Origin of the sequence: Roseomonas sp. CECT 9278 (assembly GCF_918698155.1) — a bacterium.
Classification (GTDB): domain Bacteria; phylum Pseudomonadota; class Alphaproteobacteria; order Acetobacterales; family Acetobacteraceae; genus Neoroseomonas.
Genome location: NZ_CAKKLX010000034.1, coordinates 1 through 17,173 on the forward strand (window position 1 = coordinate 1; position 17,173 = coordinate 17,173).

At 73.7% G+C, this 17,173-nt stretch carries 14 protein-coding genes; 11 read left to right on the forward strand and 3 right to left on the reverse strand.

The window, feature by feature from the left end; genetic code table 11:
* Window positions 1–278: 278 nt before the first annotated feature.
* Window positions 279–845 (forward strand): 16S rRNA (guanine(966)-N(2))-methyltransferase RsmD, encoded by a 567-nt coding sequence (gene rsmD / locus LQ222_RS18850; protein WP_230168389.1) that lies wholly within the window; start codon window positions 279–281, stop codon window positions 843–845.
* A 7-nt stretch (window positions 846–852) separates the two neighbouring features.
* On the opposite strand, the gene mutL is transcribed toward rsmD, so the two are convergent.
* Complete coding sequence (mutL, locus tag LQ222_RS18855) at window positions 853–2,865, reverse strand: DNA mismatch repair endonuclease MutL (protein ID WP_230168390.1); 2,013 nt, start codon at window positions 2,863–2,865, stop codon at window positions 853–855.
* 108 nt (window positions 2,866–2,973) lie between these two features.
* Between mutL and LQ222_RS18860 the strand changes: the two genes are divergently transcribed.
* From LQ222_RS18860 to LQ222_RS18870, 3 genes are read left to right on the forward strand one after another with little or no spacing between them, the layout of a single operon-like run.
* Window positions 2,974–3,615 carry a CDP-alcohol phosphatidyltransferase family protein gene (locus tag LQ222_RS18860; protein WP_230168391.1) on the forward strand — a complete coding sequence of 214 codons (642 nt, stop codon included), beginning with the start codon at window positions 2,974–2,976 and terminating at the stop codon, window positions 3,613–3,615.
* Window positions 3,612–4,589, forward strand: a complete 978-nt coding sequence (locus LQ222_RS18865) for a phosphatidate cytidylyltransferase (protein ID WP_230168392.1) — start codon at window positions 3,612–3,614, stop codon at window positions 4,587–4,589. Before LQ222_RS18860 ends, LQ222_RS18865 begins: the two co-directional genes overlap by 4 nt.
* Entirely contained in the window at window positions 4,589–5,305 is a 717-nt protein-coding gene (locus tag LQ222_RS18870; RefSeq protein WP_230168393.1) for a lysophospholipid acyltransferase family protein, read from the forward strand. Before LQ222_RS18865 ends, LQ222_RS18870 begins: the two co-directional genes overlap by 1 nt.
* A 16-nt stretch (window positions 5,306–5,321) precedes the next feature.
* Here the strand turns inward: LQ222_RS18870 and pgi are convergent, their stop codons facing one another.
* Window positions 5,322–6,917: a glucose-6-phosphate isomerase gene (gene pgi, locus LQ222_RS18875; protein WP_230168394.1), complete on the reverse strand. Its 1,596-nt coding sequence runs from the start codon at window positions 6,915–6,917 to the stop codon at window positions 5,322–5,324.
* 75 nt (window positions 6,918–6,992) lie between these two features.
* Here pgi and LQ222_RS18880 point away from each other — a divergent pair, with 75 nt between their 5' ends.
* The 7 genes from LQ222_RS18880 to LQ222_RS18910 all read left to right on the forward strand — a co-directional run bounded on the left by LQ222_RS18880 (window position 6,993) and on the right by LQ222_RS18910 (window position 16,388).
* Complete coding sequence (locus tag LQ222_RS18880; protein WP_230168395.1) at window positions 6,993–7,634, forward strand: hypothetical protein; 642 nt, start codon at window positions 6,993–6,995, stop codon at window positions 7,632–7,634.
* 138 nt (window positions 7,635–7,772) lie between these two features.
* A complete protein-coding gene (locus LQ222_RS18885; RefSeq protein ID WP_230168396.1) occupies window positions 7,773–9,059 on the forward strand; it encodes a hypothetical protein in 1,287 nt (428 codons plus the stop codon).
* 313 nt (window positions 9,060–9,372) lie between these two features.
* Entirely contained in the window at window positions 9,373–12,267 is a 2,895-nt protein-coding gene (gene ileS, locus LQ222_RS18890; protein ID WP_230168397.1) for an isoleucine--tRNA ligase, read from the forward strand.
* 127 nt (window positions 12,268–12,394) lie between these two features.
* Window positions 12,395–12,892, forward strand: a complete 498-nt coding sequence (gene lspA / locus LQ222_RS18895) for a signal peptidase II (RefSeq protein WP_230168398.1) — start codon at window positions 12,395–12,397, stop codon at window positions 12,890–12,892.
* Complete coding sequence (locus LQ222_RS18900; RefSeq protein WP_230168399.1) at window positions 12,889–13,458, forward strand: DUF3035 domain-containing protein; 570 nt, start codon at window positions 12,889–12,891, stop codon at window positions 13,456–13,458. The genes lspA and LQ222_RS18900 overlap by 4 nt, the downstream gene beginning before the upstream one ends.
* A gap of 288 nt (window positions 13,459–13,746) precedes the next feature.
* Window positions 13,747–15,135 (forward strand): pitrilysin family protein, encoded by a 1,389-nt coding sequence (locus tag LQ222_RS18905; protein WP_230168400.1) that lies wholly within the window; start codon window positions 13,747–13,749, stop codon window positions 15,133–15,135.
* Window positions 15,135–16,388: a pitrilysin family protein gene (locus tag LQ222_RS18910; RefSeq protein ID WP_230168401.1), complete on the forward strand. Its 1,254-nt coding sequence runs from the start codon at window positions 15,135–15,137 to the stop codon at window positions 16,386–16,388. The genes LQ222_RS18905 and LQ222_RS18910 overlap by 1 nt, the downstream gene beginning before the upstream one ends.
* A gap of 65 nt (window positions 16,389–16,453) precedes the next feature.
* Here the strand turns inward: LQ222_RS18910 and LQ222_RS18915 are convergent, their stop codons facing one another.
* Entirely contained in the window at window positions 16,454–17,065 is a 612-nt protein-coding gene (locus LQ222_RS18915; protein WP_230168402.1) for a FecR domain-containing protein, read from the reverse strand.
* Between the last annotated feature and the right edge of the window lie 108 nt (window positions 17,066–17,173).

Sequence of the window (17,173 nt, forward strand, 5' to 3'; positions counted from 1 at the left end):
GCGAACCGCCGCATCCTTCGGATCGCCGCCCTGCCGCGATCCTGGAGCGCACGGCGCGACCGCGCCCAACCCGCCCGTCGCCCCCGGCGCACCAGCCCCCGGCGCGCAGGCAAGCCGGCCGGTGCGAGACGCCACATCCTTCGGATCGCGGCCCTGCCGCGATCCGGGAGCGCACGGCGCGACCGCGCCCCACCCGCCCGTCGCCCCCGGCGCACCAGCCCACGGCGCGCAGGCAAGCCGGCCGGACGGCCGGCGCCCGCCGCCTGAGGGCATAAACAATGCGCATCATCGCCGGGCGCCATCGTGGGCGCACGCTGGTCGCGCCCCCCGGCGATGCCACCCGCCCGACCGCCGAGCGCGCCCGCCAGGCGCTGTTCGACATGCTGTGGCACGCGCCCTGGGGCGGGCGGACCACCATCCAGGACCAGCTGGTGCTCGATGCCTTCGCCGGCACCGGCGCGCTGGGGCTTGAGGCGCTGTCGCGCGGTGCCGACCACTGCACCTTCATCGAGAAGGGCCGCCCCGCGCTGGCCGCGCTGCGCGCCAATATCGCCGCCTGCCGCGAGGACCCACGCAGCGCGGTGCTGGCCGCCGATGCGACTCGCCCACCGCCGGCGCGCGTGCCCTGCGGCCTGGTCTTCCTCGACCCGCCCTATGGCAAGGGGCTGGTGCCCACCGCGCTGGCGGCGCTGGCCGCCGCCGGCTGGATCGCCCCCGGCGCGCTGGTGGTGGCGGAGACGGCGGAGGAGGATCCGCTCGACCTGCCGGGCTTCACGCCGGTCGCCACGCGCAGCCACGGGGCGGCACGGCTGCATGTGCTGCGGGCGCCGGGCGAGGGGTGCTGAGGGCGCGCTACCGCCGCCCGAACATCCGCTCCAGCGCCGCGCCATCCAGCCGCAGCACGGTCGGCCGGCCGTGGCTGCAGGTGGCCGCGCGCGGCGTGGCTTCCATCGCGCGCAGCAGCGCATCCATCTCGGCGGGCAGCAGGCGGCGCCCGGCGCGCACGCTGCCATGGCACGCCAGGCGCGCGACCGCCGCATCCAGGCGCCGCTGCAGGGAGGCCGCCTCGCCGAGTTCGGCCAGTTCCTCCGCCAGGTCGCGCAGCAGCGGGGCGGGGTCGGGCGCGCCGAGCAGGGCCGGCAGCGCGCGCACCAGCACCGCGGCCCCGCCGAAGCCCTCGATCTCGAGGCCGAGCCGCGCCAGCGCGGGCGCATGGTCGAGCAGCCGCGCGGCATCGGGCGCGGGCAGGTCGACCACGGCGGGCAGCAGCAGCGGCTGCGCGCGCACGCCGCCCTCGACCAGCTGGGCCGCCAGCGCCTCATGCGTCAGGCGTTCATGCGCGGCGTGCTGGTCGACCAGCACCAGGGCGCCGTCGGGCGCTTCGGCCAGCACGTAGGTGTCCAGGATCTGCGCCAGAGCGCGGCCGAGCGGATGGCGCTCGGGCGCGCGCTCCGCGATCGTGGCGGTGGCGCGTGGCGCCGCCGGCACCAGGCCGAGCGCGCGTTGCACCGGCGCCGCGGCGTGCAGGGCAAGGGCGCCAAGCGCCTCGGCAAAGCCGCCGGCGGCGCCGTGCGGGGCAGCGCCGGCTTGTGGCCAGGCGGTGCCATCACCGCCGGGAACGTGCCAGGCGGCGGCGCCGAAAGGCGGCGTCCCGTGATCGGGCGTGCCTTCCGATGTGCCGGGCGTGTCGCGACGCTCGGATGCCGCCGTGTCGTGGCTTGGAACCGCGACACCACCGGCCACCTCCGGCCCTCCGCCGTCGGGCCAGGTGCGTGCGATGGACGGCCAGGATGTGGCGCTGCCGGCGCCGAGGCCGGCGACCGCCACCGCGGCGCCGGCGCCGACCGCCAGCGCGCGCCGCAGCGCCGAGATCACCGCGCCGCGCACCGCATCGCCCTCGCGGAAGCGGAGTTCGGTCTTCATCGGGTGGACATTCACGTCCACGCTCTCGGGCGGGATGTCGAGGAACAGCGCCGCCGCCGGATGCCGCCCCTGCGGGATCAGGTCGCGATAGGCGACGCGCAGCGCGACGCGCAGCAGCGGGTCGCGCACCGGGCGGCGATTGACCACCAGATGCTGGCCCATGGTGGTCGGCCGGGTGAAGGAGGGCAGCGCCGCCAGCCCGCGCAGGTCGATGCTGGCGCCGACATGTTCGACCGGCACGGCGGCCGCCGCGAAGCCGGGGCCGAGCACCTGGCGGATGCGTCCGTCCCAGTCGGCGGCGGGCAGGACCAGCGCCTCGCGCCCGTCGCTTTCGACGCGGAAGGCCACGGCGGGCCAGGCCAGCGCCAGGCGGCGCACCGCGTCGATGGCGTGGTCGGCCTCGGTCCGCGCGTGGCGCAGGAACTTGCGGCGCGCGGGGGTGGCGAAGAACAGGTCGCGCACCTCCACGCGCGTGCCGGGCGCGCCGGCGGCGGGGGTGACCGGGCCGACATGGCCGCCTTCCACGGTGATGCGGTGGGCGGTGCCGCCAGCCGGGCGCGAGGTGATGGACAGCCGCGCCACCGCGCCGATGGACGGCAGCGCCTCGCCGCGGAAGCCCAGCGTGGCGATGCGGAACAGCGTCGCTTCCTCGGGCAGCTTGGAGGTCGCGTGGCGCTCGATGGCCAGCGCCAGGTCGGCGGCGTCCATGCCGCAGCCGTCATCCTCGACCAGGATGCGGTCCATGCCGCCGCCTTCGAGCAGCACGGCGATGCGCGCAGCCCCGGCATCGAGCGCGTTCTCGACCATCTCCTTCACGGCGGCGGCCGGGCGTTCCACCACCTCGCCGGCGGCGATGCGGTTGGCGGTGGTCTCGGACAGGCGGCGGATGGCCGGGCGGGACAGGGGCGCGCCACGCGACTCGGCCGGGGGGACGGAGTCCATGGGGCTTGGTAGAGCAGTTCGGCGGCGGCGGGAATCGCGTCCTGTGCAGCGCTTCCTTCCGGCCGGCGCCACGCTGCGCCATGCTGCGCGCCCTGGCAGGGGTGGGGCATGACCAACGAGGCGGACCGGCGACCGATCGCGGCGCGCAACCTTGGCATCACGCAGCGCATGGCGGCGGCGCTGGTGGCGCGTGGCGCCTCGCCGAACGGGATCTCGCTGGCCGGCATGGCGGCCGGGCTGCTGGCCGGGCTGTGCTTCGCGGCGGTGGCGTGGCTGCCTGGGGCGGCGTGGCTGTCCTGGGTGCTGGGCGCGCTGCTGGTGCAGGCGCGGCTGATGGCGAACCTGCTGGATGGCATGGTGGCGATCGGGCACGGCGTCGCCTCGCCGGTCGGCGAATTGTACAACGAGGTGCCGGATCGCGTGTCGGATACGGCGGTGCTGGTGGGGCTGGGTGTCGCGGCGGGATGGGTCTCGCTGGGTCTGGTGGCGGCGCTGGCGGCGATGCTGACGGCCTATGTGCGGACCACCGCGCGCGCGGGCGGCGCGCCGTCCGATTTCTGTGGCCCGATGGCGAAGCAGCATCGCATGGCGCTGGTCACGGCGCTGGCGCTGTGGTGCGTGGTGGTGCCGGGCGCCTGGGGCGGGGGCGATGCGGTGGTTGTGGTGCTGGTGGTGATCACGATCGGGTCGGTGTTCACCGCCTGGCGGCGCCTGGCGCGCGCGGCCGCCGCGCTGGAGGCGAAGCGATGACCCGCCACGGCGCCTTCGACCACCCGGTCACCATCGGCATCGTGGCCGCCGCCGTGCTGGTGGTGGCGGTGGCCTTCGGCGTGATCGGCGTGATGACCGCGCGCGGCCGCGGCACGCCGGAACTGCGCCGCGAATTATGGCTGCGCACCGCATCCTGGTGCCTGCTGCTGCCGCTGATGATGGTGCCGGTGCTGCTCGGCCGCGAATGGGTGATCGGCGCGGTGACGCTGCTCGGCCTGGCGTGCCTGCGCGAATTCGACCGCGCGACGGGGCTGTTCCGCGAGCCGCTGGTGGCCGGCATCGTGGTGCTGGGCATCCTGACGGCGAATTTCGCCGCGCTGGACCACTGGTACGGGTTCTTCGTGGCGCTGTGGCCGCTGACCGTGGGTGTCATCATCATCGGCACCATCCCGCGCGACCGGCCGGCCGGGTATGTGCAGCGTGTCGCGCTGGGCATCTTCGCCTACATGCTGTTCGGCGCGGGGCTGGCGCATTTGTCCTTCATGGCGAACGAACCCGGCTACCGGCCGATCCTGCTGATGCTTCTGACCACGGTGGCGCTGTCGGACGTCGCGGCCTTCACCTTCGGCAAGCTGATCGGCGGGCCGAAGCTGGTGCCCCAGACCAGCCCGAACAAGTCGATCTCGGGCGCGGTGGGCGCGCTGGTCGTCACCACCATCCTGGTCGCGGTGCTGTCGTCCTTCATCTTCGCGGGTACGCCGCTGGCGCAGTGGCATTGGCTGCTGCTGCTGGGGTTCATCGTCGGTGTCGGCGCGCAGGCGGGCGACCTGATGCTGTCCTCCATCAAGCGCGACATCGGCATCAAGGACATGGGCACCATCCTGCCCGGCCATGGCGGCGTGCTGGACCGCTTCAACTCGCTGCTGCTGGTCGCACCCGCCGCCTTCCACTTCATCCAGTTCTTCGTGGGCTTCGGCATGGGGCAGCCGGGGCGGCTGATCACGGGGGGCTGATGGACTTCAAGCTGCGCCCGGCGCGCGACCATGGGCTGGACGCTGCCGACCGGCTGAAGTCGCTTTCGCGCGAACGCGGGCTGGGGTCGGTGGTGCTGGGCAGCGCCTGGCGGGCGCTGGTGCGGGCGTACCTCGCGGCCTTCCATCGGCTGGAGGTGACGGGACGCGAACACCTGCCCCCCGCGCCCTTCGTGCTGGTGGGCAACCACGCCAGCCACCTCGATGCGCTGACGTTGTCGGCCGTGCTGCGGGGCGATACGGCGCGGCGCGCCCATGCGCTGGCGGCCGGCGATACCTTCTTCACCTCGACGCTGTCCTCCGCCTTCGCCGCCTATGCGGTGAACGCGCTGCCGGTCTGGCGCAAGCGCACCAAGGCCAGCGAGATCGCCACCCTGCGCGAACGCCTGGTCGAGGACCGCCTGGTCTATATCCTGTTCCCCGAGGGCACGCGCTGCCGCGATGGCGTGATGGCCGGCTTCCAGCCCGGCATCGGCGCGCTGGTGGCGGGCAGCGCGGTGCCGGTGGTGCCGTGTTTCCTGGACGGCGCCTTCGCCGCCTGGCCGCCGACGCGGCGCTACCCGAGGCCGGGGAAGCTGCGCCTGCGGATCGGCGCGCCGGTTGCGTGCCACGACCTGCCCGCCGGCCGCGCCGGCTGGGAGGAAACCGCACGCCGCGCCGAGGCCGCGGTGCGCGCGCTGATGCCCCTGCGCGGCTGACGCGGCGCCGGCGCGGCTACGGCGCGCCCTGCAGCCGCAGGATGGCCGCGACGCTCGCCGCCGTCGCCGCCTGCTTCGCGGCCGCGCGCCCCTCCAGCGCGGCCAGCGTGCCGCCGGCCAGCACCTTGCCGAGTTCGACCCCCCATTGGTCGAAGGGGTTGATGCCCCACAGCGCGCCCAGGCACGCCACCTTGTGTTCGTACAGCGCCACCAGCTGGCCGAGCGTGCCCGCGGTCAGGCGCGGGATCAGGATGACGTTGGACGGCCGGTCGCCGGTGAAGACGCGGTGCGGCGCGATGGCGGCGATGCGCGCCGCGTCGGCGCCGGCCATCTCGGCCCGCACCTCGGCCAGCGACTTGCCGACCAGCAGCGCCTCGGCCTGCGCCAGCCCATTGGCCAGCAGCTTGCGGTGGCTGTCGGCATGCGCGTGGTCGGGGTTCGCCACCAGGATGACATCGACCGGCACCGGCACCGGCCCCTGGTGGATCAGCTGCATGAAGGAATGCTGCGCATTGGTGCCCGGTTCGCCGAACACCACCGGCCCGGTGGCGCGCGCCACCATGCCGCCATCCAGCGCGACCGCCTTGCCGAGGCTCTCCATTTCCAGCTGCTGCAGATGCGCCGGGAAGCGCGCCAGGCGTTCGTCATAGGGCAGCACGGCGCGCGCCGGATAGCCCAGCCCGTTCACGTGCCACAGCTCGGTCAGCGCGAGCAGCAGCGGCAGGCTGGCCGCGGGCGGCGCGGCGGCGAAGTGCTCGTCCATGGCGCGCGCGCCGGCCAGCAGCGCCGCGAAGGCGCTCCAGCCCAGCGCCAGCGCCAGCGACAGCCCGATCGCGCTCCAGAGGCTGAACCGCCCGCCCACCGTGTCGGCGAAGCCGAAGACGCGCTCCGCCGGGATGCCGAAACCCGCCGCCGCGGTCAGGTTGGTGGACAGCGCCGCGAGGTGCGTGGTGCCGGCCTCGCCAAGTGCCGCGACCAGCCAGGCGCGCACCAGCGCGGCGTTGGTCATGGTCTCCTGCGTGGTGAAGGTTTTCGATGCCACCAGCACCAGCGTGCGCGCGGGGTCGAGCCGCGCGCGCAATTCCTCCCAGGCATGGGCATCGACATTCGCCAGGTAATGCGCGCGCATCGGCGCCGCCGGCGTCCACAGCGCACGCGCCACCATCGCCGGGCCGAGGTCCGACCCGCCGATGCCGATGTTCACCACATCGGTGAAGCGCGCGCCGGTCGCACCCCGCAGCGCGCCGCCATGCACCGCGCCGCAGAAATCCTGCATGCGCGCGAGCGTGGCCTGCACCGCCGCATCGCCGCCGCCGCGCTGTGCCGCGTGCAGCGCGGCGCGGCCCTCGGTCGGGTTCACCACGGCCCCGCCCAGCATGCGGTCGCGGAAGCCCGCCACATCGGTGGCGCGGGCCAGGCGCAGCAGCGCCGCCAGCACATCCTCCGACACCGCGCTGCGCGACAGGTCGAGCAGCACATCCCCCGCGCCATGCGTGCAGCGCGCCGCACGCTCCGGGTCGGCCGCGAATAGCGGGCGGATGGCACGCGCCCCGGGCCGGCGCGCCAGCGCCATCAGCGCGGACCAGGCGGCATCGGCATCGTCGTTCGGCATGGCGTGTCCCGTTGGTGGCCCGCGCCAGACTGCCACAGGCTTGGCAAGCCGCGCAGCCGGGACCATTCCAGGCGGATGTGGCTTCGCCGAGGCATCCTCGCCGCCCTGGTCCAGCCCGCCGCGGCGCGGGCCGAACGGCTGCGCCCGGTCGATGCCGACAGCACCCAGGGCGCCGCGCTGGTCGCGGCCCTGCGCGCCGGCGGCCACGTGCTGTTCTTCCGCCACGCCGATACGCGCGGGGAGGCTTGCGACACCACCTTCCGCGTCGGCGACCGCGCCGGGCAGCGCAACATCTCGCCCGCCGGGCGCGCGCAATCGGCGCGCATCGGCGCGCGGCTGGCGGAGCTGCGGATCCCGCTGGAACGCCCGGTGCTGGCGGGCCCGGTCTTTCGCGCGCGCGACACCGCGGAACACGCCTTCGGCGCCGACCGGGTGGTGGTGACCGACAGCCTGCTGGCGGATGATTTCGCCGGTGCGCGGCTCGACTGGGTGCTGGCGGAACATCGGCGGCTGTTCACCATGCCCGTCGCGGCCGGCGTGAACCGCGTGCTGGTGGGCCACCGCACGCCCGCCATCATGGTGGCGGGGGATGCGGTCGGCGGGCGCGCCTTTCCCGAAGGCGGCGCGCTGGTGATCGCGCCGACCGGCGGCGGCTTCGCGGTGCGCGGCATCCTCGAATTCGCGCCGCTGCCGGGCGGGGGCTTCCACGGCTGCTGATGGCCGGTGCCGCGCGCTGCCGCGGGGCGGGGAACATGCCGGCGACAGCGGGTCGTGGCGCCGGGGTGGCGGCGCCACCGCCGGCCGCGGCACGCGCCACTTGCGCGGCCGCCGCCGACGGCATGAGATGGCGGCACCATGCCTGTCGACATCACCCAGCCCACCGCGCATGACGGCCTCAGCCTTGAGGAGCTCGCGCTCTATCACCTGATGATGGACTACCGGGCGACGCTTGGCCTGTCCGCCATCCCGCTGTCGAAGGGCCTGACCGCGACGGCCGGGCGGCACGTGCTCGACACGCGCGAGAACATCTGGGCCGCCAACCTGGTGCTGCCCGAGGGTGCCAACCTGCATTCGTGGTCCGATGCGCCCTATTTCGGCAACCACAGCCAGCCCCAGGTGATGTGGGACGCGCCGGAGCGGATCGGCACCGGCTATACCGGCAATGGGTATGAGATCAGCGCGGCGGGCTATGGCTCCATCGCCGCGGCGCTGGCCGGCTGGCAGGGATCGCCGGGCCACAACGCGGTCATCGCGCAGACCGGCGGCTGGACCACGCCGTTCCTGGCCATCGGCGTGGGGGTGGAGACCTCCTCCGGCGCCGGGCCTTATGGCGGGCGCGTTTTCCATGTGTGGTTCGGCCACCAGGCCGACCCGAACGGCGTGCCCGACATCCTGGGCAGCGCCGCGGCCGACAGCGCGCGCGCAACCGCCTTCGCCGATCGCATCCTCGGGCTGGACGGCGCCGATACGCTGGTCGGCGAGGGCGGCCACGACACGCTGGACGGCGGGCCCGGCATCGACAGCCTGGTGGGCGGGGCCGGCGACGACCTCTATCGGCTGAATTCCGGGCTGGACCGCGTGCTGGAACAGGCGGGCGGGGGCTTCGACCACGTGATGTCGCTGGCCTCGGTCACCCTGGCGGCGGAGGTCGAGAAGGCCACGCTGATCGGCGGCGCGGCGGTCAATGCGAACGGCAATGCGGGCGCCAATGCCATTGCCGGCAACGGCGCGGCGAACCGGCTGACCGGCGGCGGCGGCGACGACACGCTGGCCGGCGCCGGCGGGGCCGATACGCTGGCCGGTGGGCCGGGTGCCGACCGCCTGCTGGGCGGCACCGGCGCGGACCAGTTCCGCTTCGCGGCACCCGGCCAGGGCCTCGATCGGATCCTGGACTTCACCGCGGAGGATGTGGTCGCGCTGTCGCGCGCCGGCTTCGGCGGCGGCCTGGCCGAGGGCGCGCTGGATGCCGCGCGATTCAGCCTGGATGTGGCCGCCGGTGGCCAGGCGCAGCTGGTCTATGTCACGGCGACCGGGGTGCTGCGCTGGGATGCCGATGGCGCGGGGGGCGCGGCCTCGGTCGCGATCGCCGTGCTGCAGGGCGCGCCGGCGCTGTCGGCCGCGGAGTTCGTGGTGATCGCCTGAGCGATCGTTCGGGAATGCGCCGCGCGGCGCATCCTGGCATCCGGCACCGGGCCTGTCGCCCACCCGGCCATTCCGGGATGCTGTCGTGGGTGGCGCGAGACCCGGGCGGTCCGTGCGCGCGTGGCGGGCCGGACGCCGCGCCGCTTGACGCCCCGCCGCCGCCCTCCCCATAACCCCGCCATGGCCTGGAACGCGCCCGCGCGAATTACCCTCCCGGTCCTCCTCTGAGGGCCGGGTCTTTTCACGCGCGCTTTCCACTACCCGGCCAGGGCCGCAGCATCAGCCCGCCGCCGGCGCACCGAGACAGGCACCGATGACCGACAGCCCGACCGACGCCCGCGACTATCGCGGCACCGTCTTCCTGCCCAAGACCGCCTTCCCCATGAAGGGGGATTTGCCCAAGCGCGAACCCGCCATGCTGGAGCGCTGGGCGCGGCTGGGCCTGTGGCAGCGGCTGCGCGCGCAGTCCAAGGGGCGCGAGAGCTTCGTGCTGCATGACGGCCCGCCCTATGCGAACGGCAACCTGCATATCGGGCACGCGCTGAACAAGATCCTGAAGGACGTGATCAACCGCGCGTCCCAGATGGCCGGGCATGACGCGAACTACGTGCCGGGCTGGGACTGCCACGGCCTGCCGATCGAATGGAAGGTCGAGGAGGAATACCGCGCCAAGGGCCGCGACAAGGATGCGGTGCCGGTGCTGGATTTCCGCGCCGAATGCCGCGCCTATGCCCAGCATTGGCTGGGCGTGCAGTCCGAGGAATTCCAGCGCCTGGGCGTGGCCGGGGATTGGCCGAACCGCTACGCGACGATGGACTTCGACAGCGAGGCGATGATCGCCGGGGAGATCGGCAAGTTCCTGCTGAACGGGTCGCTCTATCGCGGGCTGCGTCCGGTGATGTGGAGCCCGGTCGAGAAGACCGCGCTGGCGGAAGCCGAGATCGAATACCACGACCATGTCTCGCCGACGCTTTGGGGTCTTTTCCCGATCGTGAATGCTTCGCACGCTGCGTTGGACGGTGCCAGGATCGTGATCTGGACAACGACGCCCTGGACTATTCCGGGGAATCGCGCTGTCGCTTACGGGCCTGAGATTGAGTACGGCGTCTATACCGTCATGGGCCACGTTGGCGCGCACGTCGTACGACCCGGCGATCGTATCCCGGATAAGCCCGACCATCTGCTCGCGATGGCAGGCCAAAAGATCGTTCTGGCGGTCGCGCGCGAAGAAGCATTTGGCGACGAGACGGGCTTTATGCTGCGGCTCGAAGCGAAGCTCTCCGGCACCGAACTCGCGAATGCCATCGCCGCGCATCCGCTGCGCGGCCAGGGCTACGATTTCGACGTGCCGGTGCTGCCGGCCGACTTCGTCACCACCGAGGCCGGCACCGGCTTCGTGCACATCGCGCCCGGTCATGGCGAGGACGACTTCAACCTCGGCCGTGTCCACGGCCTGCCGATCCCCGAGACCGTCAACGACGACGGCACCTTCACCCAGCACGCGCCGGGCTTCACCGGGCTGCATGTGTTCAAGGCGCATACCGCGGTCTACGAGGCGATGCGCGCGGCCGGCACACTGGCGGCGACGGGCAAGCTGACGCACAGCTACCCGCATTCCTGGCGGTCCAAGAAGCCGGTGATCTTCCGGGCCACGCCGCAATGGTTCATCGCGATGGATCGCCCCTTCACCGCCGACGAGGCTGCCGATCCGCGCCCGATCCGCGAGAAGGCGCGCGAGGCGATCGCGCAGACGCATTTCGTGCCCGAGGCCGGGCGCAACCGGCTCGATTCCATGATCGCGGCGCGGCCGGACTGGTGCATCTCCCGCCAGCGCGCCTGGGGCGTGCCGATCCCGGTGTTCGTGGACCGCGCGACGGGCGAACCGCTGCGCGACCCCGCCATCATCGCGCGCGTGGTCGAGGCCTTCCGCACCGAGGGTGCCGACGCCTGGTACAAGCCCGGCGCCGCCGCGCGCTTCCTGGGCGAAGGCCGCGACCCCGCGCAGTACGAACAGGTCATGGACATCGTGGATGTGTGGTTCGAGAGCGGGAGCACCCACGCCTTCGTGCTGCCGCCGCGCGGCCTGCATTTCCCGGCGGATCTGTACCTGGAGGGTTCCGACCAGCATCGCGGCTGGTTCCATTCCTCGCTGCTCGAAAGCGTGGGCACGAATGGCGTGGCACCGTTCAAGGCGGTGCTGACGCATGGCTTCGTGCTCGACGAGCAGGGCCGCAAGATGTCGAAGTCGCTGGGGAACGTCACCGCGCCGCAGGACGTGATGAAGCAGTACGGCGCGGACATCCTGCGCCTGTGGGTGATGAATTCCGACACCGCGCTCGACCTGCGGATCGGCCCCGAGATCGTGAAGCAGCAGGCGGAGCTGTATCGCCGCATCCGCAACACGCTGCGCTGGCTGCTCGGCAGCCTGGACGGGTTCAGCGAGGCCGAGACGGTGCCTTATGCCGAGCTGCCGGAGCTCGAACGCTGGGTGCTGCATCGGCTGACCGAGATCGACGCCCGCGTGCGGAACGCGGTGGCGACGCATGACTGGTCGGGCGTGTACCCCGAAATCCACGCCTTCTGCGCGACGGACCTGTCGGCCTTCTACTTCGATATCCGCAAGGATGCGCTGTACTGCGACCGCGCCGACAGCCCGCGGCGGCGCGCGGCGCGCACGGTGCTGGACGTGCTGCATCGCTGCCTGTGCAAGTGGCTGGCGCCGGTGCTGGTGTTCACGGCGGAAGAGGCGTGGCTGGCGCGGTTTCCGGAGGAAGAGGGCAGCGTGCATCTGCTCGACTTCGTCTTCGTGCCTGAGGGGTGGAAGGATGAGGCGCTGGCGGCGAAGTGGGCGCGGGTGCGGGAGTTGCGCGGCGTGGTGACCGCTGAACTGGAGAAGGCGCGCGCGGGCGGCACCATCGGCTCGAGCCTTCAGGCCATGCCGACCTTGTTCGCGCCCGGCGAGGATCATGCGCTGCTGACGCGCGACCAGTGGGCGGAGGTCTGCATCGTTTCCGACTTCACGCTGCTCGATGAACGGGCCGAGGTTCCGGTTGCGGATGCCGAGGCCCAGGGTCCGAAGGCCCGGTTCCATCCGGCTCCCGGTACCAAATGCGCCCGCTGCTGGCGCGTGTTGCCCGAGGTCGGCACCTCCGCCAACCACCCCACCCTCTGCCTGCGTTGCACCGACGCCGTGGAGTCCCTGACATGACGGCGGGGTCCGGGGTGACACTGTCACCCCGGCGGGGATGTGGGGGCGGAGCCCCCGCCTCGCGAGGGCGCGTGCCTCTGCCACCCGGGCGAGGGTTCGCGGGCAGCGCCCCCGGGACCACCCCCGCATGAGCCTGCGCCTCGGCCTCCCCATCGCCGCCGGCATCCTGGTCGCCGACCAGGCCAGCAAGTGGTGGATCCTGGACGTCGCCCGCCTGCCCGAGGTCGGCCAGATCCCGCTATTCGCCGCCGGTCCCTTCGGCCTCGACCTCACCATGGTGTGGAATCGCGGTGTCACCTTCGGGCTGCTCTCGGGCGAGGGGGCCTGGAACCACCTCATCCTGGCCCTGCTGGCCGCCGCCATCGCCGGCTTCCTGCTGCGCTGGCTGGTGCGGGCCGAGAACCGCCTGACCGCCGTGGCGCTGGGCGCCGTCATCGGCGGGGCGGTCGGCAACGTCATCGACCGGGTCCGTTTCGGCGCCGTGGTGGATTTCGTGGACGCCCACGCCTGGGGCTGGCACTGGTATGTCTTCAACGTGGCGGATGCGGCCATCGTCTGCGGGGTGCTGGCCCTGGTCGCCGATGCCTTGTTCCGGCCAAAGCCGGAGACTAAGGAGGGGCCATGAGGATGCGCCACACCCCCGTCCTGGCCGCCACGGCGGCACTGGCACTCGCGGCCTGCGGGCCGAACACCACCCGTTCGCTGGGCCTGGTGCGCGATGCGCCGGACGAATTCCAGGTCACCACCCGCGCGCCGCTGTCCATGCCGCCGGACATGACCACGCTGCCGTCCCCGCGCCCGGGGTCGCCGCGGCCGCAGGAACGCAGCGCGCGCAACCAGGCCGAGGCGCTGCTGGTGCCGGGCCTGTCGCTGGACGACCCCCGGCGCGCGCCGAACCAGCGCAGCACGGTGGGCGAATCGGCGCTGTTGCAGCGTGCCGGCCCCGATGCGCCGGGCGACATCCGCCGGCGGGTGGACGAGGAAAGTCTGCGCCTCGATCAGCCCAACCGCGCGCTGACCGACCGGCTGATCTTCTGGCGCGACCCGCCGCCGCCGGGCACGCCGGTCGACCCCAACCGCGAGGCGCAGCGGCTGCGCGAGAACGCGGCGCTCGGGCGCGACGGCAATATCGGCGAGACGCCGGTGGTCCAGCCGCGGCGGCGCAGCTTCTTCGAGTGGCTGGGGTTCTGAGAAAGACGTTTTGAGCCCTCAGACGGCGGGCGCCGGCGTCCGCCGGCTTGCCTTCGCGCCATGGGCTGCCGCACCCGACAGGGCTGATGGTCTGGGCGCGGTCGCGCCGTGCGCTCCCGGATCGCGCTTCGCACGATCCGAACCTGGTCACTGGCGCCTGATCCCGGTGCGCTCCGCAGTCCAGCGAAAGGCCCGCCGCCGCGCCGCCCTTGCCACCCCGCCTGTTCCCGACAATACCCTTCCGTAAGGACGCTTCCCCCCGCCGGGCCGCACCCCCATCTTCGCCCCATGCCCCGATTGACCCGCCGCACCACCCTCGCCGCCGCCGCCGCCGCGCTCGCCGCCGCACCGGCCTCCGCCCGTGCCCAGGCCGCGCCACCCGCGCCGCCCGTCACGCCAATGGCCGACCGCCCGCTGTTCGGCGCCAAGCAATGGCAGCTGTCCAACGGCCTACGCGTCGTGCTGGCGGAAAACCGCCGCGCGCCGGTCGTCGCGCAATACCTGTTCTACGCCGCCGGTGGCGCCGAGGACCCGGCCGGCCGCTCCGGCGTCGCGCATTTCCTCGAACACATGATGTTCAAGGGCTCGCCCAACGTCGCCAACGGCGAATTTTCCCGCCGCGTGGGGCGCGAGGGCGGCAACGACAACGCCTTCACCTCGCGCGACGTCACCGCCTATTACCAGCAGGTCGAGGCCTCCCGCCTGCCGCTCATCATGCGCATGGAGGCCGACCGCTTCGCCGCCGCGCTGATCCCCGCCGACCAGGTGGAAAGCGAGCGCTCCGTGGTCATCGAGGAACGCCGCCAGCGCACCGACAGCTCTGCCCGCGCGCGCTTCCAGGAAGCCTTCCGCGCCGCGCTCTGGGGCCCGCAGACCTGGCCCGGCCGGCCGATCATCGGCTGGGAGGACGAGATCCGCGCCATCACCCGCGATGACCTGGTGGCCTTCTACGACCGCTTCTACGCGCCCCACAACGCGACGCTGGTGGTCTCCGGCGCGGTGGACGAGGCGACGCTGCGCGCGCTGGCCGAGGAACACTACGGTCGCGTCCCGGCCCGCCCGGGTGCCGCGCGCGACCGTGCCCGCGCCCCCGCCACCCCGCACGAACCCCGCCTGGTCCGCCGTGAACCGACAGCGCGCGAGGCGCTGCTGCTCCAGGCCTGGATGGCGCCCTCGCTGACCGCCGGGGCGACCCGTCACGCGCTGCCGCTGGAGGTGCTCGCGCATCTGCTCGGCAGCGGCCAGGGCTCGCGCCTGCACGCCGCCTTGGTCGAGACCGGCCTGGCGGTCTCCGCCGGCGCTTCCTATGACGGCGAGGCGGCGGGCGAGACGGAGTTCATGGTCTATGCCGTGCCGCGCCGCGGCGTTGCGCCGGAACGGCTGGAACAGGCCACCGCCGCGGTCATCGCCACCCTGCTGGCCGATGGCCCGACCGAGGCCGAGGTCGCGCGGTCGCGCCGCCAGCTCTCCTCCGGCGCGCTGCTGGCGCTGGATGGCTTCGGCGCCGCGCCGCGCATGCTGGGCGGCGTGCTCGCCATCGGCCTGCCGACCGACGTGGTGGAATTCTGGCCCGCCCGGCTGCGCGCCGTGACCCAGGCCGAGGTGACCGAGGCCGCGCGCGCCGTGCTCGGCACGCCGCGGGTCACCACCGGCTGGCTGCTGCCGGAGGCCGTGTGATGACCACCCCCTTCACCCTGCCGATCCAGGTGGTCGAGGCCGGCCCGCTCACCGCCTGGCTGGTCGAGGATCATTCCGTACCGGTCGTCTCGATCTCGTGGTCCTGGCCCGGCGGCGCGGCGCGCGACCCGGCCGGCCAGGAAGGCACCATGGCGATGGCCGCGGCCATGCTGATGGAAGGTGCCGGCGACCTGCGCGCCCTGGCCTTCCAGGACGCGCTGCGCGATGACGCGATCGGCCTGACCTTCGCCGCCGGGCGCGACAGCTTCGAAGCCGGCTTCCGCTGCCTGGCCGATGCGCTGCCCGATGCGCTGCGCCTGGCGCGGCTGGCGATGACCGCGCCGCGCTTCGATGCCGATGCGCTGGAACGGGTGCGCGCGCGCGCCATCGCCGGGGCGCGGCAATCGTTGGAAACGCCGCGCGGCCAGGCCGGGCGCGCCTTCTGGCAGGCCGCCTTCCCGACCCACCCGGCCGGGCGCCCCGCCACCGGCACGGCGGAAAGCCTGGCCGCGGTCAGCATCGATGGCATGCGCGCCGGCCTCGCGGCCCAGCTGCGCCGCGACGGCGTGCTGGTCGCGGCCGCCGGCGCCATCACCCCGGCACAGTTGCGCGCCCTGCTGCCGGACCTGCTCGGCGCGCTGCCCCCCGGCGCGCCCGACACGCCCGCCCCGCTGCCGGCCTTCACCGCCTTCGGCCGCCAGGTGCTGCCGGTGCCCAGCCCGCAATCGCAGATCATCCTGGGCCAGCCGGGCATCATCCCGTCAGACCCGGATTGGGAAGCGGCGCAGATCGTGCTGCGCATCCTGGGCGGCGGCGGCTTCTCCTCCCGCCTGATGGAAGCCGTGCGGGTCCAGCGCGGCCTGACCTACGGCATCGGCGTGGGGCTCGACACGCTGTTCGGCGGCGGCGTCATCACCGGCGCCTTTGCCACCGAGAACGCCCGCGTGGCCGAGGCGCTGGAGGTCACGAAGTCGGTCTGGTCCGACCTCGCCGCCAGCGGGCCGACCGCGGCCGAGCTTGATGAGGCGGTGGCCTTCCTGACCGGGTCCCTGCCGCTGCAATTCACCGACAGCCGGCGGATCGCCGCCACGCTGCTGGCGATGCGGCGCAACGGGCGCGCGATCGGCTGGCTGGACGGGCGCAACGACCGGCTCCAGGCGGTCAGCAGGGACAAGGCCGCGCAGGTCGCAACGCGGCTGCTCAGGCCGGAGGGGATCGCGACCATCGTGGCGGGGCAACCGCAGGGGCTGTAGCGCGGGAGGGCTCTGCCCTCCCGGACCCACCCGCCAGGGGGCGACGGCCCCCTGGACCGCGGCCTTCAGGCGCCGACCAGGGACAGGGCGCGGGCGATGCGGGGGGCGGCCCAGGAACGCACGGCACCTGGGATGCCATCGGAGGGCACGTCCACGCCTTCGCCCTCGCCCAGCAGGACGGTGCCGCCGGCGACCCGCAGCTGCACCCGGCCGCGCGCGACGAACACGGCGTGCACGCCATCCACCACGCCGGCGAAGAAGCGCGTGCCGCGCACGCCGATATGCGCCCAGGGCAGGGTCACATCGACCGGCACCCGCCGGTCCGCCGGGGGCACCTCGAGCAGCAGCGCGCCGCCGAAGCCGCGCAGCGCCACGCCCGGTCGCGGGCCCCGCAGGGTCAGCGCATCGACGCGCAACGCGGCATTCTCCCCCATGCGGACATCGATCCCGCCTTCCAGCCGGCACGCCAGGCGCGCGGCCGGGCCGGTGGTCAGCAGGTCCTCCAGCATGATCGGCGCGGCCGGCGAGAGCGCCCGCGGCGGCTCCCCGGTGAACAGCGCGGCGGCGGTGCCGGACAGCGCCGTCACCTCCCCGACGCGAAGGCGCACCGCCAGCGCCGGCCGCGGCAGGGCCAGCAGCATGGGCGCAACCAGCAACGCGTGACGGCGTGACGGCATGGGCTTGGACCGTATCCCGCCGGGGATCGACCGGGAAGCGCCGCGACGGGGCGCGCCCGACGCTGCCCCGCGCATGCCAACGCGCAGGCCGGCGCACCGGAACGCGGC